Below are 26,532 nucleotides of genomic sequence, written 5' to 3'. Positions count from 1 at the left end.
ATCCCAGGTTGCCTCATCTCGAATTTCCAGGTTACAAGGGTGCCGCGTGCTGTGAACAACACAGTTCGTCGGTGGCGCCCCCTGGAAACCCTTCACAATCATGTCCGACTTCCCGCTGACCCCTCAACAGCTCGACATCTACACCGACCAGAGCATCCACGAGGGCCGTCCGCTCTACAACATCGGCTGTTACCTGGACATCGACGGTCCTCTGGACCACCCTGCCTTGCAAGAGGCCATCCAAGTCGCCTTCGATCGCCACGACGTCCTGCGCGTGGCATTCGCACGCCATGATGCGACGGGCTTGATCACGCAGCGCGTGCGTGGGCGATTCGGCTACACCTTGCCGCTGATCGATCTGTCAGGCCAAGCCGATGCCATTGCGCAGGCCAGGCGCTTGTTGCGAGAACGCTTCCTCGAACCCTTCGACCTGCGCGTCTCTCCTTTATGCAGTTTTGCCCTGATTCGCACCGCGGAAACCCGGCATTTTTTCCTGGCACGCTGCCACCATCTGGTTGTCGATGGCCACGGTTTGCACTTGCTGTTGCGCTCCATCCGGGAGACCTACAACTGCTTACTCACCCGTCACGATCCGCCAGCCGCTTCGCCCTCGTATTTCGAGTACGTGCAGAAGCAGCAGGCTTACTTGGATTCGGAACGCTTCAAAGCCGACCGGCGCTACTGGCAGCAACGCTTTCCGCAAATTCCACCAGCCTTGTTTCCGCCCAAGCCTGGGGCCGACACCGAGATACAAACGGCAACCCAGCATCAGGTGATCTGGACCATTGGGCGTGCGCACTACAACGCCATGAAGCGTCTGGCTATGGACATGGGTCTGTCCCAGGCGCATTTCCTGCTTGCCCTTCTCGGGCTGACATGCTTCAGATTGCTGGATCAGCCCTCGATCTGCATCGGGGTACCGGTGCACAACCGCATTGGTGCGCAGGAAAAGTCGACGATAGGCATGTTCGCGTCGATGTTGCCATTGCTCATCAACTGCGAGCCCTCTCAATCATTTGCTTCGCTCATGACAGCGATTGCGGCAGAGCTGCGCAGCGACTATCGACACCAAAATTTGCCAATCTCGGAAATTCATCGCACCCTGAACCTTAGCTTCAGCAGCCGGGCGCGTATCTACGACATCTCGTTGTCAATCGAGCCCTTCGATGAAGACGGCGTGCTGCATGGCGCCAGCTACACCACCATACCCCTGCATAACGGACTGGCGAAGACCCCGTTGATGATCTACGTGCGGGACTATCATCAAGAAGCCGATGTCCACGTCGAACTGAACTTCAACCCCGACGCCCTGGATCGCTCGGATGCCGAGCACATCCGCGACCGGCTGGCCTTGCTCTTCACGCAAGCCCTGCAGCGCCCGGATCTGCCACTGGAGGCATTCAGCCTCTTCATGGCTGGCGAACAAGATCGCATCCTTGACGACTTTGGACGCGGCCCCGTCCTTCTGCCCAACCCCGCGTTGATCCACGAACGCTTCGCCGCCCACGCCATCCGCCAGCCCGAAGCCCTGGCCGTGGTGTACGAAGATCAGCGGCTGACCTTCGGCGAGCTTGCGCGCCGGGTGACCGCCTTGGCACAGGCGCTGCGCACGCTGGGAGTCGGACCTGGTGTGCTGGTCGGCCTGCATGTGAGCCGTGGCCCGGACATGATCGCCGGTCTGTTGGGCATCCTCGCCGCCGGGGGCGCCTTCGTCCCACTGGACCCGGCGCAACCCGCCGGGCGCCTTTCCGCCATCCTGGACGACGCCCGGCCTCCCGTCGTGCTGTCCGACTTCGCCCCCTCGATGACCCATCTGGTGGCGAAGGGCACGCGAATCGTGGGCTTCGACGCGCTCGGTGCCACCGATGCGCCGTACCCCGATGCTGCCCCATCAACCCCAGCGCCGGCTCCGCATGACCTGGCCTATCTGCTGTACACGTCCGGGTCGACTGGAACGCCCAAAGGCGTCCTGATCGAGCATCGCAGCGTGAGCAACCTCCTGCAAGCACTGGAACATGCGGTGTACCGCCACCATCCGGATGTCAAACGCGTCGGCGTCAATGCCTCGCTGGGCTTTGACGCCTCGATCAAGCAGATCATCCAGATTGCCGCTGGACGCACACTGGTGCTGCTGCCGCAGAGCGTGCGTTTTGATCCTGCGCAGCTGTCGGGCTATCTGACCCAGCACAGGGTTGACGTCTTGGACATCACGCCACAGCAGATGAAGGCGGTCATCGCATCCGGGGAACTGCGCCCCCCACCGGGCTGGCCATTGGTCACGCTGGTGGGTGGCGAGGCGATCGACACCGCGCTCTGGGCGAAGCTGTGGGAGCAGCGTGAACACGCGTTCTACAACGTCTACGGCCCCACGGAATGCACGGTCGACGCCACGGCGGCGCGCATCGACTCCGCCTCGCCCCAGCCTCATATCGGCCGCCCGCTGCTCAATGTCCAGGTGCGCATCCTCGACCCGAAAGGCCGCATCGTGCCCATCGGCGCCGTGGGCGAATTGCACATCGGCGGGCTGGGGGTGGCGCGCGGCTATCTCCATCAGGCCCAGCTGACCACCGAGCGCTTCATCCCCGACCCCTTCGGCAGGCATGCTGGCGAACGCTTGTACAAAACCGGCGATCTCGCCCGCTGGCTTGACGACGGGCGGATCGCGTTCATCGGCCGCAACGACCACCAAGTGAAAATCCGCGGCTTCCGCATCGAGCTGGGCGAAATCGAAAGCCAGCTCGCCTTGCATCCCGACATCCGGCAAGCGCTGGTGACGACTGCGGGGGACACGCAGTCCGACAAGCGTCTGGTCGCCTATTTCACCGTGCATGAGGGCTCGCAAGTTCCCGGCACCGCTGCTTGCCGCGAACATCTGAGCAAGGCCCTGCCAGACTACATGGTGCCCTCGCAATACATCCACCTGGATGCATTCGCGCTCACGGCCAACGGCAAGCTCGATCGCAAGGCCCTGCCCGCGCCCGACCTCGCCACCCTTGCGCCTGGTGAGAGCGTCGCGCCAAACACACCCATCGAGCAGGCGCTGTGGGCCATCTGGAGCGAGGTTCTCGGCTTGAAAGCGTTCGGGACTCGCGAGAGCTTTTTCGACCTGGGCGGCCACTCCCTGCAGATCACGCAGGTGGCTTCGCGCATCCGCGAGCGCCTCGGCCTGGAATTGGCGCTGACCAAGCTCTTCGAGCATGTTCGCATCGCCGATCTGGCGCAGCATTTGGAGGCCCTGCAAAGCCGGAACGCACCGGCGAGCACAAGCTTGGTTGAAATTCCGCTGATTCCGCGCAACGGACTGTTGCCGATGTCGTATTCGCAGCGACGCATGTGGCTGATCCAGCAATTCGATCCTGCCTCGGCCGCCTACAACATTCCCGTGACCCTGCTGCTGCGAGGCCCGCTCGACACCCAATGCTTGCAGCGCGCGGTCGACTCGCTGGTGCAACGGCATGAAATGCTGCGCGCCAGTCTGCTGATGGGAGAGCGCGAACCCATGACGCGCATCGAACCCGATTTGCGCGTGACTGTAGAGCACGTCGATCTGACCCATTTGCCAGCCGATCAGCGCCAGCCCGCAGCGCGGCGTTGGCTGAGTGCAGGTCTGGACCTGCCCTTCAACCTATCCAGCGCTCCGCTGCATCGCATCGCACTGCTGCGGCTGGATACGAACCAGCATGTGCTGTCGTGGGTCTTCCATCACGCTATTGCCGACACCTGGGCACTCACCATCGTGATGCGTGAATTGTTCGAGGCCTACGCGGCGTTGACCCACGGGAAACAGCCCGACTTCCCACCACTTGGGGTTCAATATGTGGACTACGCCGCTTGGCAGCGCAGCGCGCCGGCGATCGCAAGCCGACACCCGCAGACCGCGTATTGGCTGGAGCAACTGCGGAACCTTGAGCCCTTGAGCCTTCCGGCCGACCATGCCCCGCCGATGGTTCCATCCTTTCGCGGCCACAAGGTCTTCACCGCGTTGACACCCAACATCAGGGCGCAGGTGAAGCAGCGTGGCGCCGCCTGGGGCGTCACACCGTTCATGCTTTACCTGGCGGCGTTCAATCTCCTGCTGTGCCGCATCTCCGGTGCGACCGACATCGCGATCGGCAGCCCGATCGCCAATCGGCACCATTTGGCCACCGAATCCTTGGTCGGCACGCTGGTCAACACCTTGGTGATGCGCACCGATCTGTCCGGCGACCCCAGTTTTCGAAGCCTTGTCGAGCGCGTGCGCGCCACCGCCCTGGGCGCCTACGCACACCAGGACATGCCCTATGACGAGTTGGTGGAGAAGTTGGCCAATGATCGTGCCGGCCACCCCATCGGGTTGGTGCGGGTGTTGTTCAATCTGCGCAATGCGCCGCTGGGGCGATTCGCCACGGTGGACTTCGACTACGAGGAGTTCGATTTCGATCGCATCGCCGCGCAGTTCGACCTCTCCATCCACGTCGACACCGAATTCACCCATCGCATCCACCTCGAATATTCAACCGACCTCTACACCCGCGCCACCGCCGAGCGCCTGCTCGACAGCTACATGCACGTCCTCGATCAGGCGCTGGCCAGGCCAGACCTTTCGCTCTCCGCGTTCTCACTGGCGACGCCACGGCACATGGATCTGCTGCGCGGCGCCTGGAACGCCACGCAAGTGCCGCTGCCACCACAACTGCTGGTGCATCGGCATGTGCAAAGCGGCCTGCTCGCAGCACCGCAACGCGAGGCGGTGTTCACCGCCGACGCGCGGCCCATCCACTTTGCCGAGCTGCACGCCCAATCTCTTGGCTTTGCGCGCTTGCTGCGCCAGCGCGGCATTGGCCGTGGCCAGCGCGTGGGCTTGAGCCTGCCGCGCGGCGCCCACATGTTGCCCGCTCTGCTCGGGGTGCTGCACGCCGGCGCCTGTTATGTGCCGCTCGACCCCGCCTACCCGCCGCAGCGCCTGCGCGACATGGCGGAGGATGCCGAGTTGGCCCTCATCCTGACCCACCATCCTCTGCAAACCTTGTTCGCCGGCTGTGACGTGCCGATGCTGACGCTGGATGCGCCGGGTTTCTGGGCCAGTCTGGACGGCTTGCCGCTGCCCCCCGATGCGCCAAGCGACGCCCTCCCCGATGACCCGGCCTACATGATCTACACCTCCGGCTCCACCGGGCGCCCGAAGGGGGTGCTGGTGCCGCATCGCGCGGTGGTCAACTTCCTCGCCAGCATGGCTCAGGCGCCGGGGCTGGGCCGGAGCGACAAGCTGCTGGCGGTCACCACCTTGTCCTTCGACATCGCGGTGCTGGAACTGCTCCTGCCCTTGGCCGTTGGCGCGCAGGTGGTGATTGCCGATGCCGACACGGCGCGCGACCCTTACGCCCTGCGCGCGCTGCTGGAACGCAGCGGCTGCAACGTGATGCAGGCCACGCCCTCGACCTGGCGACTGCTGCTGGATGCGGGCTGGAACGCCCCGCCGGGCTTTCGCGCCCTGGTGGGTGGCGAGGCCTTGCCGCCGGATCTGGCGGAACGCCTGCTTGGCTGCTGCGGCGAAGTCTGGAATCTGTACGGCCCCACCGAAACCACGGTGTGGTCGACAGCCTGGAGGGTGGAGAACCCACGCGCTGGCATTTGCATCGGCCGCCCCATTGCCAACACCCAGGTCTGGGTGCTCGATGCGCACGGCCATTGCTGCCCGATTGGCGTTCCGGGTGAAATCCACATTGGCGGAGCCGGGGTAACGCTGGGTTACTGGCGTCGCCCGGAACTCACCGCCGAGCGCTTTATCGCCGACGCGCTCAGTAAGGGCTCTCAAGGAAACGCAGGGCCGCCCCAAATTTCCTTGACCCCCACGGGGGGCGGGTCGGCGAGCCGACCCTGGGGGCGCTCAGAGGCCCGCCTCTACAAAACCGGTGATCTCGGGCGCTGGCGTCACGATGGTCAGCTGGAACATCTGGGCCGACTGGATCATCAGGTGAAGCTGCGCGGCTTTCGCATCGAACTGGGGGACATCGAGGCGGCCTTGCTGGCGCTGCCGCAGGTGGCCGATGCGGTGGTCTCCACACACGCCCCAGGCGCGCAAGACGTGCGGCTGGTGGCCTATGTGGTGTCCGCCGCGGGCCAAGCGCTGCAGGTTTCCGCGCTGCGCGAAGCCTTGCGCGAGCGCCTGCCCGACTACATGCTGCCGCAGCACATCGTCGCCCTGCCCGCCCTGCCCCGTCTGCCCAATGGCAAAATCAACCGTGGCGCTTTACCGCCACCGACGCATGACAGTTCCCAGGCTCGCCATCGTCCTCGCGCTCAAGCCGCCCCGAACAGCCCGGCCGAAAACGCCATTGCAGCGGTCTGGACCGAACTGTTGGGCACTGAGCAAATCGCCGTCACCGACAATTTTTTCGACCTCGGCGGCCATTCCCTGCTGGCCATGCGCGCAATCACCACGCTGGAACAGCGCCATGGGGTGCGGATTCAACCGCGCCGCATGGTGTTGGAAACCCTCGGCCAGCTCGCCAACGGCATGGAGCTGAAGCGTTAAGCGCGACACCGAATGCGGCTTCGAGCGCCGCATTCAGCCGCGCCAAGCTCGGACCTCAAGCCTGGGCATCCTCCGCTTCTCGTTTGCGCGGCTTGGGGTCGGGCTCGGAGATGTCGAGCGTGACCTTGCCGTGCTCGTCGATATCCACCGTCACCCGGCCTCCGTCCACCAGCCTGCCGAACAGCAACTCGTCGGCCAGGGCGCGGCGAATGGTGTCCTGAATCAGGCGCTGCATCGGGCGCGCGCCCATCAGCGGGTCAAACCCATCAGCGGCAAGATGCTTGCGCAAGGCATCGGTGAAGGTGGCTTCGACGCGCTTCTCGGTGAGTTGCGACTCGAGTTGCAGCAGGAACTTGTCGACCACGCGCAGGATGATGGTTTCGTCGAGCGCGCGGAAGTTGATGATGGCGTCGAGCCGGTTGCGGAACTCGGGCGAGAACATGCGCTTGATGTCGACCATCTCGTCGCCACGCTCGCGCTTGGAGGTGAAGCCCATGGTGCTCTTCTGCATGGCTTCGGCGCCCGCATTGGTCGTCATGATCACAATGACGTTGCGGAAGTCGGCCTTGCGTCCGTTGTTGTCGGTCAGCGTGCCGTTGTCCATCACCTGCAGCAACACGTTGTAGACATCCGGATGGGCCTTCTCGATCTCGTCGAGCAGCAGCACCGCGTGCGGCCTCTTGGAAATGGCCTCGGTCAGCAAACCGCCCTGGTCGAAGCCCACATAGCCCGGAGGCGCGCCGATCAGGCGTGACACGGTGTGCCGCTCCATGTACTCGGACATGTCGAAGCGCACCAACTCGATGCCGAGCACGAAGGCCAGTTGTTTCGCCACCTCGGTCTTGCCCACGCCCGTTGGGCCGCTGAAGAGGAAGGCGCCGATGGGCTTCTCCGGCCGGCCCAGGCCCGAGCGCGCCATTTTGATGGCGGCAGCCAGGGCATTGATGGATTCGTCCTGACCGAACACCACGTTCTTCAAGTCGCGTTCCAGATTGCGCAGCTTGGAGCGGTCGTCGGTTGTGACGCTGTGCACCGGCACGCGGGCGATTTTGGAAACGATGTCCTCGATCTCGGTTTTGCCGATGGTCTTTTTCTGTTTGCTCTTGGGCAGGATGCGTTGCGCCGCACCGGCTTCGTCGATCACGTCGATGGCCTTGTCGGGCAGATGCCGGTCGTTGATGTACTTGGCCGACAGCTCAGCCGCTGCCGCCAGCGCGCCCGCGCCATACTTCACGCCATGGTGCTCCTCGAAGCGCGACTTCAGCCCCTTGAGAATTTCCACGGTCTGCTCAATGCTGGGCTCGACCACGTCGATTTTCTGGAAGCGACGCGAAAGAGCAGCATCTTTCTCGAAAATACCCCGATATTCATTGAACGTCGTCGCACCAATGCAGCGCAACTGGCCGGAGGTCAGCGCCGGCTTGAGCAGGTTGGACGCGTCCAGCGTTCCGCCCGAGGCCGCGCCCGCGCCGATGAGGGTGTGGATCTCGTCGATGAACAGAATGGAGTGCGGCATCTCCTTGATCTGCTTGATCACCGCCTTGATGCGCTGCTCGAAGTCGCCCCGGTACTTGGTGCCTGCGAGCAAGGCGCCCATGTCCAGGGAAAAAACCACGCCCTGCTCCAGCACGGACGGAACCTGACCCTGCACGATGCGCCAGGCCAAACCCTCGGCAATGGCGGTTTTGCCCACACCGGCCTCACCCACCAGCAAGGGGTTGTTCTTGCGCCGGCGGCACAGCACCTGGATGACGCGTTCGACCTCGGCCTCGCGGCCGATCAGTGGGTCGATTCGGCCCTCGCGGGCCAACTGGTTGAGGTTCTGGGTGAACTGGTCGAGCGGCGTTTCCTTGGCATCCTTCTCCTCGTCGTCCGTAGCGCCGCCGCTGGCAGGCTTGGCGGGCTCCACCGGGTCGGTCTTGCGAATCCCGTGCGAGAGAAAGTTCACCACGTCCAGCCGGGTCACGCCCTGCTGGTGGAGGTAATAGACCGCGTGCGAATCCTTCTCGCTGAAGATGGCAACCAGCACATTCGCACCGGTGACTTCCTTCTTGCCGTTGCTGGACGACTGCACATGCATGATGGCGCGCTGGATCACGCGCTGGAATCCCAGCGTGGGCTGGGTGTCCACATCGTCCGAACCCGGCACCACGGGGGTATTTTCCTTGACGAAGGCTGCCAGGCTCTTGCGCAGATCATCGAGATTGGCCGAGCAGGCGCGCAGCACTTCAGCGGCCGACGGGTTGTCCAAAAGCGCCAACAACAGGTGCTCCACGGTGATGAACTCGTGCCGCTGCTGACGCGCCTCGACAAAGGCCATATGCAAACTGACTTCCAGTTCCTGGGCAATCATGACACTCTCCTAAATGGCCTCCATCACACACTGCAGGGGATGCCCTGCCTGACGCGCCGCCGCCATCACCTGCTCAACCTTGGTCGCGGCCACATCTTTCGCAAAAACCCCGCAAACGGCCCGACCATGCTGGTGTACTTTAAGCATGATTTGCGTCGCCGTTTCACGGTCTTTGCTGAAAAACTGCTGAATCACAAACACCACGAATTCCATGGGCGTGAAATCGTCGTTCAACATCACCACCTGATACAGTGGCGGGGGCTTGAGTTGCTGCTCCTGGCGCTCGACAACAGCCGCAGAACCAGGGTCGGAACCGGAGATTTTGCGTGGTTTGGACATGCTCGAATTTTAGATTTACCACCTTGCATCTGCTTGCCTAGGGCTACGCCCCATTGTTCACCAAGTTGCTGCGCTCATGGGCCTGAATGCCGCACGCAGGGCGATGTGTTGCGCGTGTGCAGCATCGCTTCAGAGCTGCCGCAAGCTTTTCATCATGCACGTAACGTACCAGCCAAGAAAAAGCCGCACAGTGTGCGGCTTTTTCTTGGCATGGAAAGCCCTGGCCCGTGATGCATCGACCTGCCGGCCAAGCCGGACTCCGCTTCACATGTGGTCGATCATCACCTGCCCAAAACCTGAGCACGACACCTGCGTGGCGCCTGGCATGAGGCGGGCGAAGTCATAGGTCACATGCTTGGACTGGATGGACTTCTGCATGCTCGCAATCACCAGATCAGCCGCCTCCACCCAACCCATGTGGCGCAACATCATTTCGGCCGAAAGGATTTCCGAGCCGGGGTTGACGTAATCCTTGCCGGCGTACTTGGGCGCCGTGCCATGGGTGGCCTCGAACATCGCCACCGTGTCGGACAGATTGGCGCCGGGCGCAATGCCGATGCCCCCGACCTGCGCCGCCAGCGCATCGGAGATGTAGTCGCCATTCAGATTCAGCGTGGCGATGACGTCGTACTCCGCCGGGCGCAGAATGATTTGCTGCAGGAAAGCATCGGCAATGGAGTCTTTGACGACGATGTCCTGCCCCGTCTTCGGGTTCTTGAAACTGCACCACGGGCCGCCGTCGATGGGTTTGGCACCGAATTCCCGCTGCGCCAGGGCGTAGCCCCAGTCGCGGAACCCGCCCTCGGTGTATTTCATGATGTTGCCCTTGTGCACCAGGGTCACCGAAGCGCGGTTGTTGTCGATGGCGTACTGGATGGCCTTGCGCACCAGCCGTTCCGTCCCCTCGCGCGACACGGGTTTGATGCCGATGCCGGAGGTTGCCGGAAAGCGGATTTTTTTCACGCCCATCTCGCGGATCATGAAATCGATGATTTTTTTCGCCCCATCGGACTCCGCCGCCCATTCGATGCCGGCGTAAATGTCCTCCGAGTTCTCGCGGAAGATCACCATATCGACCTTCTCCGGTGCCTTCACGGGTGAGGGCACGCCCGTGAAGTAACGCACCGGCCGCAAGCAGACATACAAATCGAGCTGCTGGCGCAGTGCGACGTTGAGCGAACGAATGCCACCGCCAACGGGTGTGGTCAGCGGGCCCTTGATGGACACGACGAATTCCTTCAGCGCATCCAGTGTTTCCTCGGGCAGCCAGACATCCGGGCCATAGACGCGGGTCGCCTTCTCGCCAGCATAGATTTCCATCCAGGCGATCTTGCGCTGCCCTCCGTAAGCCTTTGCCACGGCCGCATCCACGACCTTGATCATCACGGGTGTGATGTCGGCTCCAGTGCCATCGCCCTCGATGAAGGGCACGATGGGATGGTCGGGGACGTGCAGGGATTGGTCGGCGCCCACGGTGATGCGCTGCGCCTCGGGAATACGAATGTGCTGATACATGGGAGACTCCGGATCGTGTGTATGCCGCATTCTAGTCAGGACGCATGCGCAGGATCATGTCTTTTATAAGACATAAGTCTGACATCTGACACATGGTCATGCAGCGCGAGGCCGACGGCCCTGCTTCACAACGATTGCGGCTGGCGCACGGATCGCGCACCTTGGATGCTTGCGGGGCTTCCATCATGTCAACCGAATTTCGACGGGCCGCGTTATGGATGCGATCCCCTTGGATCAACATCCAAAACTCTTTCAAAGGTCAATCATGAAGAAGATTCTTGCCGCCATGTTCGCCATGTTCCTCGCCTCCGCCGTGATGGCTCAAGCTGCTCCCGAAGCAGCCAAGCCCGCTCCTGCCGTCAAGGCCGAAGCGCACAAACCCATGAAGCATCACAAAAAGGTGATGCACAAGAAGGCCATGGGAAAGAAAATGGAAAAGAAGGCTCCTGCCGCTTCTGCCGCCAAGTAATTCCAGGCCATTTCAAACAGCATTCCGGGCCAGGTTCATTCGACCCATCAAAGGCGCCTTCGGGCGCTTTTTTTGTGTCCAACATTGAACCGGGTCAGCCCATGCGATGCACTGCTCGATGTCTGCGGCACAATGCCTTGTGCACAGACTTGGTCCAAGGAGACCCCTATGAAGCTGACATCCAACCTGGCCCGAAAGGCCAACCGTAGCCACATCGGATTCTTGGTTTGCTTCGCTGTTCTGAGCCTCGCGCCTCTGGCGCGCGCGCAACTGGCCGTCCTGCCGCAAACCACCTTGCAGGCGGGCATGCAGTTGATTCACGCCGAGCTTGCCACGACGCCTGACCAGCGTGAAACCGGCTTGATGTATCGGCGCGAACTGAGCGGCAACCACGGCATGCTGTTCATCTTTTCCGACGATCAGCCTGTGTGCATGTGGATGAAGAACACCTTCATACCGCTGTCAGTGGCGTTCATCGACGACCAAGGGCGAATCACCAATATTGCCGACATGAAGCCGCAGACGCTGGATAGCCATTGCGCGGTGCAAAACGTGCGTTTCGCACTCGAAATGCCGCTGGGCTGGTTTGCGCAGCGCGGCCTCAAACCCGGCTTCCAGCTTCGTGGCAAGCCCTTCGGGACCACCGCTGCGCGCTGACCGCAAGCGCATCAGTCGCAACCTTGCATCATGCCATCCAGAGCCATCTCAAACCGCCGGACCATGCTCGGGGAGATGGCCCCCTTGGGGAGGAGACCGGCGGCGTGATCCTGACTTCAGCCGAAGTTGCGCTCGGCAAAACTCCAGTTGGCGAGATGATCCAGGAAGGTCTTGACGAAGTCGGGCCGGCGGTTGCGGAAATCCACATAGTAGGCATGCTCCCACACGTCCACGGTCAGCAGCGGCTTGTCGGCTGAAGTCAGCGGCGTGGCGGCATTGCTGGTGTTGACGATGTCCACCGAGCCATCGGCCTTTTTCACCAGCCAGGTCCAGCCCGAACCGAAGTTGCCCACGGCCGACTTGTGGAATGCCTCCTTGAATGCGGCGAAGCTGCCCCACTTCTTGTTGATGGCACCCTGCAACGCACCCCCGGGTTCACCACCACCCTTGGGGCTGAGGGAATGCCAGAAAAATGTGTGGTTCCAGATTTGGGCCGCGTTGTTGAACACGCCGCCGGCAGGTGCTTTGTGAATGATGTCGTCGAGACTCATGGCCTCGAACTCGGTGCCTTTGATGAGATTGTTCAGGTTCGTGACATAGGCCTGATGGTGTTTGCCGTGGTGATATTCCAGGGTTTCACGCGACATATGGGGCGCAAGCGCATCCAGGGCAAACGGCAGGGCGGGAAGTTGGTGTTCCATGGGATAGCCTTTCGAAGTTGGACTGCGAAGAACAATTTTTTATTCTAGGAGTCTGCTGAAGCGGAGAAGCTGCAAGGGCGTTGCCCCCACACCCCCGAGGAGGTCAAGGACGTGGATGGGCTGCGCCACGCCTTCATGCAGGCGCTTCCTGCAATTTCGCCGTGCTGTTTGGCGCCAATCCCCTCAAGGGCTGGACAGGGGATGCTTGGCCGGCGTGACCGTGCCGAGGTCCATGGCCACGGCTGACTGGGCCGTGGCCAGCAACAGGCTCTGCCCACTGCGAATCTGTCGCGCATCGTGCAACAGGCTCCCGTCTTCATTCCAGGCCAGGCAATAACCGCGCTCCAAGGTGGCGGCAGGGTTGAGCAAAGCGAGGCGCTGCTCCTGGCCCGCGAGTTTGCCGCGCGCCAGCGCCCAGTTTTGGCGTAGCGCCTGGTCATGGCGACTGCCCAAGGCCTCAAGCCGCGCGCGACGCTCAGCCCAGTGCTGTGCTGGAAGAACCTTCAGCTGACGCTCTCGCTGCGCCCAAGCATTCATCTGCTCCTGCAGCAGGCGACGCAGACGATCTTGCAGGCGCGCTTGCAACCCGCGCAGGTGGAGCGCGGCTCCCTGCAGCATGCGGCCCGGCTTGGGCAGGCGCAGATGCAGACGGTCCAGACGCTGCTGCTCACGCCCTTGCCAGTGCAGCACGGCTTGCTGCAAGCGGCGCGCCAGTTGCAGCGCCTGCAAGCGCAGATCGGCCAGGGCGGGAGCGCACAACTCGGCGGCGGCTGTGGGGGTGGTGGCGCGAACATCAGCGGCGAAATCGGCGATGGTGAAATCTGTTTCATGGCCCACGCCCGACACCACCGGCAGGCTGCATGCGTGCAGCGCGCGCGCCAGGGCCTCATCATTGAAGGGCCAGAGATCTTCCATGGCACCGCCGCCACGCACCAGCAGCAGCACATCCACCTCGGCGCGTTGTTCCGCAAGCTTCAGGGCTTGCACGAGTTCCAGCGCAGCCCCCACTCCCTGCACGCTGGCGGGGTAGATCACGACTCGAACCTGCGGGCTGCGGCGCTTGAGCGTGGCAAGAACATCCTGCAATGCAGCCGCTTGCCGCGACGTGACGATGCCGACCGCGCGTGGCTGCGCGGGCAGGGGCTTTTTGCGCTCAGGGTCGAACAGGCCCTCGGCCTGCAAACGCTCCTTGAGCCGGAGAAACTGCTCCAGCAATGCCCCTTGCCCGGCCTGGCGCATCGATTCCACGGTGAGCTGCAAGTCCCCGCGCGGCTCGTAAAGACCAACCACCGCGCGGATTTCGACCTGCTGGCCATCGCGCGGATCGAAGTCCAGCAGGTACGCGCGCTGGCGGAACATGACACAGCGCAATTGCGCCGAAGCGTCGCGCAGGGCAAAGTAGCAATGCCCGCTTGCCGCGCGCGTGAAACTGCTGACCTCACCCACGACCGTGACCACACCGAAGCGTGCCGCCAAGGTGTCGGTCAAGGCCCGCGCCAGGCGACCGACGCTCCAGGCTTGCGTCGTCGCCTGCCGCTCGCTCCCGCGCTCAATGGGCATGCTGCCGACTCCGGCGAGCCCGTTCCCGCAACGCAAGCTGTCCACAAACGCCGAGGAATAGCCCTGCTGCCTGCAAACGAACGCCAGGAACGCGAAGATCCGATCTATCTCTTTGATTCATAATCAATTTTCTGTGTTCAAAAAACAGTCACATTAAATCCGAGCCTTGGAATTCAGTCGCCTACGCCAGCAAAACCGCAGTTGCGCACATTGTTATCCACAATTCTTTGGGATAACCCCGCACCTGCCGGAGTCGCTTGCGCCTTGGGGTTGAGAACCCTGGGACAATGCGCCATCCGGTTTGGGTGGAACGGGTGTTGGGCACATTTCACGCCGCCCTGCGCTTGCCTTGCGAGGGTGCGCCCGCACCCCGCCCAGCTTCCATGGCTCGGCCCCTGGCAGGCGTTGTTCCACCGTTTACCATGCTGGTCGTTGCCCGCCCCCGAACCCCCTCCAACACCGAGGTTTCCATCTTGCTCAGCATTGTTGAAGCCGCAGGCTGGCCCATCTGGCCGCTGATTGCCTGCTCCATCGCAGCCCTGGCCATCATCCTCGAACGGTTGTCTTCGTTGCGAAACGCCAAAGTGATTCCGCCACGCCTGCTGGAAGAGGCCATGGCGGTGTCGATAAGCTCCATTCCGTCCCCCGACACCATCGACAAACTCGAGCGCAACTCGCCGTTGGGCATGGTTCTGGCTGCTGGCTTTCGTGCCGTGCGCAGGCCGCATGCCACGGCGGAAAGCTTGCGCGAAGACCTGGAAAACAGCGGCCGCGCCGTGATGCACAGCCTGCAGCGCTACCTCAATGCCCTGGGCACCGTGGCCTCGTCCGCACCGTTGCTGGGGTTGCTCGGAACCGTGGTCGGCCTGATCGAGATTTTCGGCTCGCAAACCGGCGGCAGCACCAACCCGACGCTGCTGGCGCATGGCATCTCGGTGGCGCTTTACAACACGGCCTTCGGGCTCATCATTGCCGTGCCATCCCTCATGTTCTACCGCTACTTCCGTGGCCGGGTGGACGACTTCGGCATCGAACTGGAGCAAGCCGCACGCAGGTTGGCCACGCATCTGCAGCCCCAACTCGAAGCCGCGGCGCGGACATCGCCCTGATGCCGGGGAGGAGCCTCCATGAACTTCCAGCGCCCGCGGCCAGAAGAGCCGGAAATCAACCTCATTCCACTGATCGACGTGCTGCTGGTGATCCTGATTTTTCTGATGATCACCACCACCTACTCGAAGTACACCGAGCTCAAGATCAACCTGCCCACGGCGAATGCGCCCAAAGCCGAGCAGTACCCGCATGAGATCGTGGTTGCCGTCAGCAGCGACGGCACCTATGCCGTCAACCGTCATGTCCTCCCCAGCCGCAGCGTGGCGGATCTGGCCAGCTCGCTGACGCAGGCGGCCAAGGGCAATGCCAACACCATGGTCGTGATCAGTGCCGACGCGCAAAGCACCCAGCAGTCCGTCATCAACGTCATGGAAGCCGCGCGCGTTGCCGGCCTGAGCCAGCTCACGTTCGCCACCCAACGTTCGCCAGGCTCGTGATTCCTCCGCAGCCTTCAGCCCGCACCGCGGGGCAAGCTGCCTCGGGCTGGCCGGCCTGGTGGCTGCAGCGCCGCTGGCAAGCCTGGCTGCTGCTTCCCCTCTCCGGGTTGTTTGGCGCCTTGGCCGCGCTGCGGCGGCTGGCTTATCAACACGGCTGGAGGCAGGCCTGGCGCGCCCCGCTGCCCGTCATCGTGGTGGGCAACGTGACCGTCGGTGGAACTGGTAAGACACCGCTGGTGCTGGCCATCGCGCAGCACCTGAGCCGCTTGGGCTGGAAGCCCGGCATCGTCTCGCGCGGCCACGGCCGCGAGGGCATGGGACATGAACCGCTGCAAGTCGAGCCGGATGCCGACCCGGCCACAACCGGCGACGAACCCTTGCTGCTGCGCCGGCTCGCGGCCTGCCCGGTCTGGGTTGGACGCCGTCGGGCAGCGGCGGCACAAGCCCTGCTGCGCGCCCACCCCGGGGTGGATGTCCTGCTCAGTGACGACGGCCTGCAGCATCTGGCGCTGGCGCGTGACGTCGAGCTGGTGGTGACGGATCTGCGCGGCCCCGGCAACGGTTGGCTGTTGCCAGCCGGCCCCTTGCGCGAACCCTGGAATCGCCCGCGTGACGCCACGCTTGGCCCTTCTTCCAGCCTCGCCAGCCTGGCCAGCGCCTCACTTGCCACGCCCTGCTTCGCCTTCCATCGCAAGCTCGGCATGGTGCGCCAGCTTGCCACTGGCGAGCGACTCAGTCTGAACGCCTTCCTGTTGCGCCATGCCGGGCAAGCCCTGGCAGCTGCGGCCGGCATCGGCCACCCAGAACAGTTTTTCGACATGCTGCGCTTGGCGGGCGCGACCTTGCCGACCACGCTGGCCTTGCCCGACCACCACAGCTTCGACACCGATCCGTTCCGTCAGATCGAGGCTGCAGCCCTACTCATCACGGAAAAGGACGCCCTAAAATGCAAGCCTTCGTTCTCCCGCCTGGACCGGCTCTGGGCGGTCGAACTGCTGCTTGAAGTCGACCCTGCTTTTTTCCCCTGGCTGCTTGCGCGATTGCCCGCGCGTCCGGATCGCCCCCATGGATTCACGCCTGCTTGACCTCCTGGTTTGCCCTGTCTGCAAGGGACCGCTGGACTACGACCGACCCGCACAGGAATTGATTTGCCCGCGCGACCGGCTGGCCTTCCCGGTGCGCGACGGCATCCCGGTGATGCTGGTTGAGCAGGCACGCGACCAGGATCTCAGCCGCGACAGTCCAGCCAACAGCCCACCCGCCTCTCCCCCGGGCGAGCCGACGCAGAGCCGCGGCGCATGACCGCCCTGGACTTCACCGTCCTCATCCCCGCGCGCCGCGCTTCAACCCGCCTGCCCGACAAGCCGCTCGCCGACATCGCCGGCCTGCCCATGGTGGTGCACGTTGCCCAGCGGGCGCAGCGCAGCGGTGCAAGCCGCGTGGCCGTCGCCACTGACGATGCGCAGATTGCAGCCATCTGCGCCAGCCACGGCATCGAGGCGCTGCTCACCCGCGCCGACCACGCCAGCGGCACCGACCGCATCGCCGAAGCGGCCCGTCAACTCCACCTCCCCGCGGCCGCCATCATGGTCAACGTGCAGGGCGACGAGCCGCTGATCGACCCTGCCCTCATCCGCGCCTGCGCACAACGCCTGGCCGATGACGCGCAAGCCGCCATCGCAACGGCGGCGCATCCCATTCACGACGCGGCCGATGCCTTCAATCCGAATGTGGTCAAGGTCGTGCTCGACGCTCGCGATCACGCACTGCTGTTCTCGCGCGCCCCCATTCCCTGGCACCGCGATGCCTTCGCAACCGACGGCACGCGCACGCCTTGGGCAACGTCGGCTGCGCTCCCCAGCCTGCCGCCCGGACTTCCCGTCCTGCGGCATGTCGGCCTCTACGCCTACCGCATGCAAGCCCTGCAAGAATTTGCCGCCTTGCCCCCCTGTCCACTGGAGCAGGCCGAGGCCCTGGAACAGTTGCGCGCACTCTGGCATGGCTGGTGCATCGCGGTGCTGCGCGTGGACTCGGCACCGGCGCCCGGAGTCGACACACCGGAAGATCTGGCCCGCGTACGCCGGCTGATGCAGGCTTGGCCCTAGCGCCTTCGGTCGAGACGTCGAGATCAACGGCTCGATCGGCGCCGAAAGCTTGAAATCGTGCGTGATCAGGCGGCACGATGCGATGCGAACCCGGCCCGAGACGTCAGCCTGTTGCTGGGCTCGCGTGCTATTCTGAAAAGCTGTTCCCGAGCCTCTTTCCCATGACAAAAAAGCAGGAGTTTTCATGCGTTTAATCTTGCTGGGCGCACCCGGCGCCGGCAAAGGCACACAGGCTGCCAGCATCTGCGCGCGCTACGACATTCCCCAGATTTCCACCGGCGACATGCTTCGCGCCGCGGTCAAAGCCGGCACCCCGCTGGGCCAGCAGGCCAAGGTCGTGATGGATGCGGGCGCGCTGGTGTCGGACGACATCATCATTGGCCTGGTGCGCGACCGCCTGCTGCAACCCGACTGCGCGCGCGGCTTCCTGTTCGACGGCTTTCCCCGCACCATCGCCCAGGCCGACGCGCTGAAGGCAGCCGGTGTGCACATCGACGTCGTGCTGGAGTTCGACGTGCCCGATGAAGACATCGTCGAGCGCCTGAGCGGGCGCCGCGTGCACCCGGCCTCCGGCCGTGTCTATCATGTGCGCTACAACCCGCCCAAGGCGGCTGGCAAGGATGACGTCACCGGCGAAGACCTGGTGCTGCGCGACGACGACCGGGAAGACACCGTGCGCAAGCGTCTGGCCGTTTACCGCGCCCAGACCAGGCCGCTGGTGGATTACTACACGCGCTGGGCGCAGAGCGGCGATGCGCAAGCCCCCAGGCTGGCCAAGATCTCCGGCGTAGGCTCGGTGGACGAAGTCAGCCAGCGCATTTTCGCTGCACTGGGCTGAGCCAAAACAAGCGACTGGAAACCTAGCCATGCACATCGCCCAACAAGCTTTCATCGTCACCGGCGGCGCCTCGGGCCTGGGCGCTGCCACCGCACGTCGTCTGGCTGCTGCTGGCGGCAAGGTGTTGATCGCCGATGTGCAAGATGAAGCCGGCCAGGCCGTCGCGCAAGAACTCGGCGGGCGCTATGTGCACTGCAACGTGACCCGTGAGATCGATGCGCAAGCAGCCGTGGCCCAGGCGCTGGAACTCGGTCCCCTGCGCGGACTGGTCAACTGCGCGGGGGTCGCCCCCGCAACGCGCACATTGGGCAAGGAAGGCCCGCACCCGCTGGACTCCTTTGCCCGCGCGGTGAATGTCAATCTCATCGGCAGTTTCAACATGGCTCGCCTCGCGGCGGCCGCCATGGCGAAACAGGAGGCGCTGGCCGACGGCGAGCGTGGCGTCATCGTCCACACCGCGTCGGTTGCGGCCTACGACGGCCAGATCGGCCAAACGGCCTACGCAGCCTCCAAGGCCGGCATCGTCGGCATGACCCTGCCGATGGCACGCGACCTGGCGCGCAATGGCATTCGCGTCATGACCATCGCCCCCGGCATTTTCGAGACGCCCATGCTCATGGGCATGCCCGAAGCGGTGCGCCTCGCCCTCGGCGCAGCCGTGCCTTTTCCTTCTCGACTCGGGCGGCCCGATGAATTCGCCCAACTGGTCGAGGCCATCGTCACCAACCCCATGCTCAACGGCGAAACCATCCGCCTGGATGGCGCCATCCGCATGCAGCCGAAGTAGGCAGAGAGATTGCACGCCGGTCTCGGCCGGCGGCCCACCCGCTATCGGCCATGTCCCTGATTCCGCAAGAATTCATCCAGGAACTGCTCGGCCGCACCAATATCGTCGAGGTGGTGGGGCGTTCGGTGCAACTGAAAAAAGCCGGCACCAACCACAAGGGTCTGTGCCCGTTTCACAGCGAAAAATCGCCCTCGTTCACCGTCAGTTCCAGCAAGCAGTTCTATCACTGCTTCGGCTGCGGCGCCCACGGCACGGCCATCGGCTTCCTGATGGATCACTTGGGCCTGACCTTCCCCGACGCGGTGCGCGAGCTGGCCTCGCAGGCGGGCATGACCGTGCCCGAAGCGCCGCAGGATCCGCAGCAAGCGCAGCATGTGCGCGAGCAACGCAGCCTGAAGCAAAGCCTGCAAGACGTGCTGGAGCAAGCCAACCGTTTCTACCGCGACCAACTGCGCGACTCCAAGCGTGCCGTGTCCTATCTCAAAGGACGGGGCCTGAGCGGCCCAATAGCCGGCCATTTCGGTCTGGGCTATGCACCGGACGACTGGCAGGGCTTGGCCCGGGTGTTTCCCAACTACGAAGCCAATCCCCTGGTGCAGGCCGGACTGGTGGTGGCGCGCGACGACCAGGGCGAGACCATCGAGCCCGGTGCGCTGGAGGGCCATGCGGTCACGCGGCGCTATGACCGCCTGCGCGACCGCATCACCTTCCCCATCCGCAACACGCAGGGCGAACTCATCGGCTTCGGCGGACGCATCCTCGACCAGGGCGAGCCCAAATACCTGAATTCACCCGAAACCCTGCTGTTTCACAAGAGCGAGGAGTTGTATGGGCTGTTCGAGGGACGTGCAGCCATCCAGCGCCAGGGTTACGCCCTCGTCGTCGAGGGTTATCTGGACGTCATCGCCCTGGCCCAGCATGGCGTGGGCAATGCCGTGGCCACGCTCGGCACGGCCTGCACCGCCGAGCATGTGAAAAAACTGTTCCGCCACTGCGGGCAAATCGTGTTCAGTTTCGATGGCGATACCGCCGGGCAAAAAGCCGCCGTGCGTGCGCTGGAGGCCGCCCTGCCCGCGCTGGGTGATGAACGCTCGGTCAAGTTCCTGTTCCTGCCACCGGAGCACGACCCGGACACCTTCGTGCGGGAACACGGCGCCGATGCCTTCGAGCGCGAAGTGGGCCGCGCCCAGCCGCTCTCGGTGTTTCTGCTCGACACCCTGGGTTCCGGGCTCACCATGAGCACGGCCGAGGGACGCGCGCAAGCCATCGCCCGCGCCCGCCCGCTGCTGGCGCTGCTGCCGGATTCGGCACTCAAGTCGCAGATCCTCGGTGAGTTCGCCAAAAGAGTCGAGATGCCGTTGGCCGAACTGCGCCCGGCCCTGGCCTTGCCCGAGCGCCATGCCGGCACGGGCAAGGCCACGCGCCAGGAGAACGAACGCCGACCCGAACGCCGCTCCAGCATGGCCACCCAGCGCGCCAGCCGCCTTGCAGGCCTGCGCACCGATCATGCACAAACGGCCATGCGCATCCTGTTGGCGCAACCCGAACTCTGGAGCACGTTGAGTTCATCTCAGCACGAGTTGCTGATGCAAGATGGCAGCAGCACCCAGGCGCTTGCAAGTTGGCTCGAAGCCCAACTCGACGCTTATCCCGACTTGAGCGCTTCGGCCTTGTGGGAGGGGCTGCGGCTGGCCGGGCTGCTCGATCAGGTTCAATCGATGGGGGCCGCCGATGGGCTCGATGCCGAGCCTGCCAGTGTGCAGCAAGACCTCATGGGCGCGTTGCGTTGGGTCGAGTTGGAACGCATCCGCCAGCGCCAGGAAGAACTCAGCCGCGACGGGTTGATCGACGAGGCATCCAGGGCCGAATTTCGCAGTCTGTTGAGTCGCCGCCGCGAACTAGGGTGAAGGGACGGGCCCGGGGCGAACGATTGCCGCCCGATTCAGTCGAATAACACAAAGCCTGCCCCGCAAGCGCCTATTCATGTCCTTGCAGGCTTGAAATATCGACCTCCTGACTATAATCAAACGTTTTTCCGCGAATTCCCCATCGAGCCTACCCAAACAGGGTTGATGCGGGTGTTGTTCCATGCGCTTGCAGCCAATTTCGGCCTGAATTTTGCTTGCAACAGCAATTGGGGACGCCGCGGAGACCGCACTGCACGGAAAACTGCAGAACATGAGAGCGTTGTGGGGGCTTCGCGGTGCGAGTTGCGCGCATCGCAGTCGGCACGGAATCGTTGCCCTCCCATGACACCGCCATGCGCACGAAGTCCAACCGAGGAGCTTGAACATGACCCAACCCAAGTCTGCACCTTCCAAAGCCAAGGCACAGGCTGGTTCAAGCAAAACCAAGGCCTCGGCTTCGGCCGGCTTGGCTTCCAAAGCCCCGGCCCAGACTGCGCGCACGACACCCGCCGCGAAGCCCGCTTCAGCCAGTCGCAAGGCCTCGGCGTCATCCTCACACAAGCCTCAAGACATGCCCACCAAAAAGCCCGTTTCCACCGCCGCCCAGAAAACCACGACCAGCAAGGCTGCCAAGCCCGTGCTGAAAGAGGTCAAAGCCGCCAAGGTGGTTGAACCTGTCGCCACCAAGGCCCCCGCCACGCCGAATGCAGCGGCTCTGGCGAAGCTTGCTGAACGCGGTGCCGCCAAGGCGAAGGCTGCGGCCGCGCTGGCGGCGAGCAAACCGCAATCCAAGGCCGACAAGAAAAACCTTCCGGGCGACGATTTCCGCGCCCACATGCCCGATGACGCGGACGACGGTGCCACGCCCTCCGCCCCCATGCCGCGTGGCCGCCGGCCCTCGCGCGCCAAGGAAAAGCAACTGCTGAAGGAATTCGGCTACGACGATTCGAACGTCACCGAAGAGGAACTGGGCCGCCGCCGCCAGCGCCTGAAGAACCTCATCAAGCTCGGCAAGACCCGCGGCTTCCTGACCTACGGCGAAATCAACGATCACCTGCCCGACAATCTGGCCGACCCGGATCTGCTGGAAACCATCATCAGCATGCTCAACGACATGGGCATCGCGGTGTACGAACAGGCGCCGGACGCCCAGACCCTGCTGCTCAACCAGCACGGCCCGACCGCCTCCAGCGAGGAAGAGGCCGAAGAGGAAGCCGAGGCCGCGCTCTCCTCGGTGGATTCGGAATTCGGCCGTACCACCGACCCGGTGCGCATGTATATGCGTGAAATGGGGACGGTCGAGCTGCTCACACGCGAGGGCGAGATCGTCATCGCCAAGCGCATCGAGGAAGGCCTGCGCAAGATGATGCTGGCGATCTCCGCTTCGCCCGCCACCGTGGCCGAAATTCTCGCCATGGCAGCGCGCATCGCGGGCAACCAGTTGCCGGTGGATGAAGTGGTCGACGGCATGGTGTCCGACGACGAGTCGGACGATTACGTTGCCGAGGAAGACGTGGACTTCGCCCTGGCCGACGAGGCCGAAGAGGACGACGAGGAGGCCGCCGCCGCCGCCAGTTCCGTGAAACTGGAGGAGCTCAAGGCCAAAGCCCTGGAGCGTTTTGCCCAGGTGCACGATGCCTTCATGAAGATGCGCCGCTCCTACGACAAGGACGGCTACCGCTCGCCCTCGTACCTGAAAGCACAGGATCAGATTTCCAAGAATCTGATGGAAGTGCGCTTCACCGCGCGCACCGTCGAGAAGCTGTGCGACCTGCTGCGCAGCCAGGTTGACGAAGTACGCCGCCACGAACGCGAAATTCGCCGCATCGTCGTCGACCGTTGCGGCATGCCGCAGGAGGAGTTCATCAAATCGTTCCCCGGTCACCAGCTCGATCTGAAATGGGCCGAGAAGCTGGCGGCGTCGAACAAGCCGTATGCCCCCATCCTCGCGCGCAACCTGCCGTCCGTGCAGGAGTTGCAGCAACGCCTGATCGACACCCAGACCCGCGTGGTCGTGCCGCTGCAGGACTTCAAGGACATCAACGCCCAGATGAGCCGTGGCGAGCAGGAAGCGCGCGAAGCCAAACGCGAAATGATCGAGGCCAATCTGCGCCTGGTCATTTCCATTGCCAAGAAGTACACCAACCGCGGCCTGCAATTCCTCGACCTGATCCAGGAAGGCAACGTCGGCTTGATGAAGGCGGTGGACAAGTTCGAATACCGCCGTGGCTACAAATTCTCCACCTACGCGACGTGGTGGATCCGCCAGGCCATCACCCGCTCGATCGCCGACCAGGCCCGCACCATCCGCATCCCGGTGCACATGATCGAGACCATCAACAAGGTCAACCGCATCTCGCGCCAGTACCTGCAGGAAACCGGCACCGAGCCGGATGCCGCGATGCTGGCCGAGAAGATGGAGATGCCGGAAGACAAGGTGCGCAAGATCATGAAAATCGCCAAGGAGCCGATCTCGATGGAAACACCCATCGGCGACGATGACGACTCCCACCTTGGCGATTTCATCGAAGACACCGGCATGCTGGCGCCCACCGATGCGGCGCTGCAGGCCAGCTTGCGCGAAGTGGTCAAGGACATTCTCGACTCCCTCACGCCGCGCGAAGCCAAGGTGCTGCGCATGCGTTTTGGCATCGAGATGGCCAACGACCACACGCTGGAAGAAGTTGGCAAGCAGTTCGACGTGACCCGCGAGCGCATCCGCCAGATCGAGGCCAAGGCCCTGCGCAAGCTCAAGCACCCGACCCGCTCGGACAAGCTGCGCAGCTTCCTCGACTCGCTCTGATGGCCCCTGCCCCATGAAAAAGCCCGGCGTGTCCGGGCTTTTTCATGGGGATCCCGCCGCGGCCAGCCCCTCTTTTCGCCCAGGCTTGTGGCGTGCGAAATTCGGTCATTCCACGCTAGACTCGCGGCTATGTCGAATTTGCGCAAACCCGTCGTCCGCACCGTCGTATTTGCCGACGTTGTCGGTAGTACTGGACTTTACAAATCACTGGGTGATGCCGTTGCGGCGAGGCTCATGACCAGCGTGACCGATGCCATGTCGACCGCCGTGAGCCAATTCCACGGCCAGGTCGTCAAGACCCTGGGTGACGGCGTCCTCGCCGTGTTCGACAACAACGCCGAGGCGGTGCACGCCTGCAGCGAGGTGCAGCGAACCCTGGCCAACTGGGGCCATACCGGCAAGACTCCGATCGCCGTTCCGCTGAAAATCGGCCTGTCGCGCGGCCCGGTGGTCCTGACGCCCGGCGACTGTTTCGGCGATGCCGTGAATGCCGCCGCACGCCTGTCCGACTCGGCTGGCGGTGGACAAATTCTGGTGAGCGATGCCGTGATGGAAGGCCTGCCGCTGGAACTGCTGGCGCGGCTTCGCAGCCTGGGCGCCATCTTCCTGCGAGGTTACGACGTGCCTGTGCCGGTGCACCAGATCGAATGGGACGCCAGCTGGCAGAACAGCCAGACATTGCCGCACCAGCCCACCGTCCTGTCTGCCGTCACCCAGCGGCTCAATCTGTGCTGGCTCGACACCGCCCAGGACTTCAGCCCCGAACAAAGCCCCATCCACATCGGCCGCACGCAAGCGGCGGAGTTTGCCGTCAACGACATTCGCGTCTCCCGTCAGCATGCGCGCATCGAGTGGCGCGGCAGCTATTTCATGCTCACCGACCTATCCAGCAACGGCACCTGGGTGCGTTACAGCGGCCAGGACAACGTGCTCGCCCTGCGCCGCAACGAATGCGTGCTGCACGGGCAAGGTGAAATCTGCCTGGGCGCCAAGCCGACCGATCCGACGGCGCCCACCGTGCTGTTCCAGCTTCACGACTCCTGATTTCGACGCTTCGCCTTCCATGCAGCAACCCGTCGCAGACCGCCAGTACACCCATGGCGCGGAACCCGGCATGGCCGCGCTCCTGCTGAATCTGGGTACGCCCGACGCCCCCACAGCCCCTGCCCTGCGCCGTTACCTGCGCGAATTCCTCAGCGACCCGCGCGTCGTCGAAATTCCGCGCGCCCTCTGGCTCCCGCTGCTGAACGGCATCATCCTGCCGCTGCGCGCACCCAAGTCAGCGGCCAAATACGCCAGCATCTGGCAGGCTGACGGCTCGCCGCGGGCCAGCGGCACCGCAGCACTGGCACGGGGCATGCAAGCCAGCCTGGCCGCGAAGGGGCACCAGGTCATCGTCCGTCATGCCATGCGCTACGGCAACCCGGCCACGGCGGCAGTGCTCGACGAACTGCACGCGCAAGGCGTCACGCGCCTGCTGCTCGTGCCGCTGTATCCGCAATACAGCGCCGCCACCACCGCCTCGTCGCTCGATGCCGTCATGGCCTGGCTGCGTCGTGCCCGTCGCCAGCCGGAACTCCGCACCCTGCGCAACTATGCCGATGATTCCAGCTACATCACAGCCCTGGCAAGAAAAATTCAGCGCCATTGGGCCGAACATGGTCAAGCCGAACAATTGATCATGAGTTTTCACGGCATGCCACAGCGCACCCTCAAGCTCGGCGACCCCTACCACTGCGAATGCCACAAGACCAGCCGCCTCTTGGGCCAGGCCCTGGGGCTGGATGCAAGCCAGTACAAGGTCACGTTCCAGTCGCGCTTCGGCAAGCAGGCCTGGCTGCAACCGTATACCGAGCCCACGCTGCGCGCACTCGCAAAAGCCGGAACCCAACGCGTGGATGTGGTCTGCCCGGGGTTTGCCGTCGACTGCCTGGAAACACTCGAAGAAATTGCCATGGAGGGCAAGCAGGCTTTCCTCTCCAGCGGTGGTGGCGAATACCACTACATCCCCTGCCTGAACGCCGATCCAGACTGGGTTGAAGCCTTCTCCGGTTTGATCGAAACCCATCTGCAGGGCTGGCCTACCCGCCAAACCGTTGACGCGGCACAGCGCAACGCCAGCCGCGACCGCGCCAAAGCCATGGGTGCGGACAACGTCTGAGCAAGGCCGCGCACGCAAGGTTTGCGCGGTACGTGACAGCGCCTGGGCAGGCTCCACGCCAGTCCGGGCAGCCCTTGCCTAGAATGCATCCTTTCTTTTTGAACGATTGCGCGCAGATTGCCGAAGATTGCCTGGCGTCTCGACATCCGCCAAGCCCCGTGCCGTCCCCCATGTTCCGCCGCCCGCCCGACTGGGCACTCGATGCTCTGGTGCTGCTCATGGCCGCGCTGTGCCTGTTCTGGGGGTTGGGCGGGCCGCCGATACGCGACAACAACG

General features: G+C 63.8%; 19 protein-coding genes. 14 read left to right on the top strand and 5 right to left on the bottom strand.

Annotated features, from left to right (window positions below):
* Positions 1 to 100 precede the first annotated feature (100 nt).
* Complete coding sequence (locus ACYCUK_RS10285; protein WP_461594675.1) at positions 101 to 6,514, top strand: amino acid adenylation domain-containing protein; 6,414 nt, start codon at positions 101 to 103, stop codon at positions 6,512 to 6,514.
* Positions 6,515 to 6,569: 55 nt separating this feature from the next.
* On the opposite strand, the gene clpA is transcribed toward ACYCUK_RS10285, so the two are convergent.
* The 3 genes from clpA to icd all read right to left on the bottom strand — a co-directional run bounded on the left by clpA (position 6,570) and on the right by icd (position 10,721).
* Complete coding sequence (gene clpA / locus ACYCUK_RS10280; RefSeq protein WP_461594674.1) at positions 6,570 to 8,867, bottom strand: ATP-dependent Clp protease ATP-binding subunit ClpA; 2,298 nt, start codon at positions 8,865 to 8,867, stop codon at positions 6,570 to 6,572.
* A gap of 9 nt (positions 8,868 to 8,876) precedes the next feature.
* Positions 8,877 to 9,206 (bottom strand): ATP-dependent Clp protease adapter ClpS, encoded by a 330-nt coding sequence (clpS, locus tag ACYCUK_RS10275; RefSeq protein ID WP_112487094.1) that lies wholly within the window; start codon positions 9,204 to 9,206, stop codon positions 8,877 to 8,879.
* Positions 9,207 to 9,470: 264 nt separating this feature from the next.
* Entirely contained in the window at positions 9,471 to 10,721 is a 1,251-nt protein-coding gene (gene icd / locus ACYCUK_RS10270; protein ID WP_112487095.1) for an NADP-dependent isocitrate dehydrogenase, read from the bottom strand.
* Positions 10,722 to 10,986: 265 nt separating this feature from the next.
* Here icd and ACYCUK_RS10265 point away from each other — a divergent pair, with 265 nt between their 5' ends.
* Positions 10,987 to 11,190: a hypothetical protein gene (locus ACYCUK_RS10265; RefSeq protein ID WP_461594673.1), complete on the top strand. Its 204-nt coding sequence runs from the start codon at positions 10,987 to 10,989 to the stop codon at positions 11,188 to 11,190.
* A gap of 168 nt (positions 11,191 to 11,358) precedes the next feature.
* Positions 11,359 to 11,847, top strand: a complete 489-nt coding sequence (locus ACYCUK_RS10260) for a DUF192 domain-containing protein (RefSeq protein ID WP_461594672.1) — start codon at positions 11,359 to 11,361, stop codon at positions 11,845 to 11,847.
* Between the two features lie 116 nt (positions 11,848 to 11,963).
* On the opposite strand, the gene ACYCUK_RS10255 is transcribed toward ACYCUK_RS10260, so the two are convergent.
* Entirely contained in the window at positions 11,964 to 12,548 is a 585-nt protein-coding gene (locus ACYCUK_RS10255; RefSeq protein WP_461594671.1) for a superoxide dismutase, read from the bottom strand.
* Positions 12,549 to 12,731: 183 nt separating this feature from the next.
* A complete protein-coding gene (gene xseA / locus ACYCUK_RS10250; RefSeq protein WP_461594670.1) occupies positions 12,732 to 14,108 on the bottom strand; it encodes an exodeoxyribonuclease VII large subunit in 1,377 nt (458 codons plus the stop codon).
* Positions 14,109 to 14,581: 473 nt separating this feature from the next.
* Between xseA and ACYCUK_RS10245 the strand changes: the two genes are divergently transcribed.
* The 11 genes from ACYCUK_RS10245 (at position 14,582) to hemH (ending at position 26,256) form a co-directional block, all read left to right on the top strand.
* A complete protein-coding gene (locus ACYCUK_RS10245; RefSeq protein WP_461594669.1) occupies positions 14,582 to 15,217 on the top strand; it encodes a MotA/TolQ/ExbB proton channel family protein in 636 nt (211 codons plus the stop codon).
* Positions 15,218 to 15,235: 18 nt separating this feature from the next.
* Positions 15,236 to 15,655 carry an ExbD/TolR family protein gene (locus tag ACYCUK_RS10240; RefSeq protein WP_461594668.1) on the top strand — a complete coding sequence of 140 codons (420 nt, stop codon included), beginning with the start codon at positions 15,236 to 15,238 and terminating at the stop codon, positions 15,653 to 15,655.
* The gene (lpxK, locus tag ACYCUK_RS10235; RefSeq protein ID WP_461594667.1) at positions 15,652 to 16,740 is read left to right on the top strand and encodes a tetraacyldisaccharide 4'-kinase; all 1,089 of its coding nucleotides are present in this window, start codon (positions 15,652 to 15,654) and stop codon (positions 16,738 to 16,740) included. The genes ACYCUK_RS10240 and lpxK overlap by 4 nt, the downstream gene beginning before the upstream one ends.
* Positions 16,721 to 16,957, top strand: coding sequence for a Trm112 family protein (locus ACYCUK_RS10230; RefSeq protein WP_461594666.1), 237 nt, complete (start codon positions 16,721 to 16,723; stop codon positions 16,955 to 16,957). Before lpxK ends, ACYCUK_RS10230 begins: the two co-directional genes overlap by 20 nt.
* Entirely contained in the window at positions 16,954 to 17,760 is an 807-nt protein-coding gene (kdsB, locus tag ACYCUK_RS10225) for a 3-deoxy-manno-octulosonate cytidylyltransferase (protein WP_461594665.1), read from the top strand. Before ACYCUK_RS10230 ends, kdsB begins: the two co-directional genes overlap by 4 nt.
* Positions 17,761 to 17,944: 184 nt before the next feature.
* Complete coding sequence (gene adk / locus ACYCUK_RS10220; protein ID WP_461594664.1) at positions 17,945 to 18,598, top strand: adenylate kinase; 654 nt, start codon at positions 17,945 to 17,947, stop codon at positions 18,596 to 18,598.
* A gap of 28 nt (positions 18,599 to 18,626) precedes the next feature.
* Positions 18,627 to 19,385, top strand: coding sequence for an SDR family NAD(P)-dependent oxidoreductase (locus ACYCUK_RS10215; RefSeq protein ID WP_461594663.1), 759 nt, complete (start codon positions 18,627 to 18,629; stop codon positions 19,383 to 19,385).
* A gap of 50 nt (positions 19,386 to 19,435) precedes the next feature.
* Complete coding sequence (gene dnaG, locus ACYCUK_RS10210) at positions 19,436 to 21,292, top strand: DNA primase (RefSeq protein WP_461594662.1); 1,857 nt, start codon at positions 19,436 to 19,438, stop codon at positions 21,290 to 21,292.
* Positions 21,293 to 21,677: 385 nt separating this feature from the next.
* A complete protein-coding gene (gene rpoD / locus ACYCUK_RS10205; protein ID WP_461594661.1) occupies positions 21,678 to 24,095 on the top strand; it encodes an RNA polymerase sigma factor RpoD in 2,418 nt (805 codons plus the stop codon).
* A gap of 129 nt (positions 24,096 to 24,224) precedes the next feature.
* Positions 24,225 to 25,139 carry an adenylate/guanylate cyclase domain-containing protein gene (locus ACYCUK_RS10200; RefSeq protein ID WP_461594660.1) on the top strand — a complete coding sequence of 305 codons (915 nt, stop codon included), beginning with the start codon at positions 24,225 to 24,227 and terminating at the stop codon, positions 25,137 to 25,139.
* Between the two features lie 19 nt (positions 25,140 to 25,158).
* The gene (gene hemH, locus ACYCUK_RS10195) at positions 25,159 to 26,256 is read left to right on the top strand and encodes a ferrochelatase (RefSeq protein WP_461594659.1); all 1,098 of its coding nucleotides are present in this window, start codon (positions 25,159 to 25,161) and stop codon (positions 26,254 to 26,256) included.
* Positions 26,257 to 26,532: the final 276 nt, after the last annotated feature.

The sequence above is a fragment of the Thiomonas sp. genome (genome assembly GCF_054608695.1).
The sequence above is the reverse complement of the archived record's forward strand: the minus strand, read 5'-3'. Positions and strand labels throughout refer to the sequence as shown.

Bases quoted from the DNA above. Each gene is read 5' to 3' on its own strand.
- ACYCUK_RS10285 (WP_461594675.1), top strand. From the start codon at position 101: ATGTCCGACTTCCCGCTGACCCCTCAACAGCTCGACATCTACACCGAC.
- clpA (WP_461594674.1), bottom strand. From the start codon at position 8,867: ATGATTGCCCAGGAACTGGAAGTCAGTTTGCATATGGCCTTTGTCGAG.
- clpS (WP_112487094.1), bottom strand. From the start codon at position 9,206: ATGTCCAAACCACGCAAAATCTCCGGTTCCGACCCTGGTTCTGCGGCT.
- icd (WP_112487095.1), bottom strand. From the start codon at position 10,721: ATGTATCAGCACATTCGTATTCCCGAGGCGCAGCGCATCACCGTGGGC.
- ACYCUK_RS10265 (WP_461594673.1), top strand. From the start codon at position 10,987: ATGAAGAAGATTCTTGCCGCCATGTTCGCCATGTTCCTCGCCTCCGCC.
- ACYCUK_RS10260 (WP_461594672.1), top strand. From the start codon at position 11,359: ATGAAGCTGACATCCAACCTGGCCCGAAAGGCCAACCGTAGCCACATC.
- ACYCUK_RS10255 (WP_461594671.1), bottom strand. From the start codon at position 12,548: ATGGAACACCAACTTCCCGCCCTGCCGTTTGCCCTGGATGCGCTTGCG.
- xseA (WP_461594670.1), bottom strand. From the start codon at position 14,108: ATGCCCATTGAGCGCGGGAGCGAGCGGCAGGCGACGACGCAAGCCTGG.
- ACYCUK_RS10240 (WP_461594668.1), top strand. From the start codon at position 15,236: ATGAACTTCCAGCGCCCGCGGCCAGAAGAGCCGGAAATCAACCTCATT.
- ACYCUK_RS10230 (WP_461594666.1), top strand. From the start codon at position 16,721: ATGGATTCACGCCTGCTTGACCTCCTGGTTTGCCCTGTCTGCAAGGGA.
- kdsB (WP_461594665.1), top strand. From the start codon at position 16,954: ATGACCGCCCTGGACTTCACCGTCCTCATCCCCGCGCGCCGCGCTTCA.
- adk (WP_461594664.1), top strand. From the start codon at position 17,945: ATGCGTTTAATCTTGCTGGGCGCACCCGGCGCCGGCAAAGGCACACAG.
- ACYCUK_RS10215 (WP_461594663.1), top strand. From the start codon at position 18,627: ATGCACATCGCCCAACAAGCTTTCATCGTCACCGGCGGCGCCTCGGGC.
- dnaG (WP_461594662.1), top strand. From the start codon at position 19,436: ATGTCCCTGATTCCGCAAGAATTCATCCAGGAACTGCTCGGCCGCACC.
- rpoD (WP_461594661.1), top strand. From the start codon at position 21,678: ATGACCCAACCCAAGTCTGCACCTTCCAAAGCCAAGGCACAGGCTGGT.
- ACYCUK_RS10200 (WP_461594660.1), top strand. From the start codon at position 24,225: ATGTCGAATTTGCGCAAACCCGTCGTCCGCACCGTCGTATTTGCCGAC.
- hemH (WP_461594659.1), top strand. From the start codon at position 25,159: ATGCAGCAACCCGTCGCAGACCGCCAGTACACCCATGGCGCGGAACCC.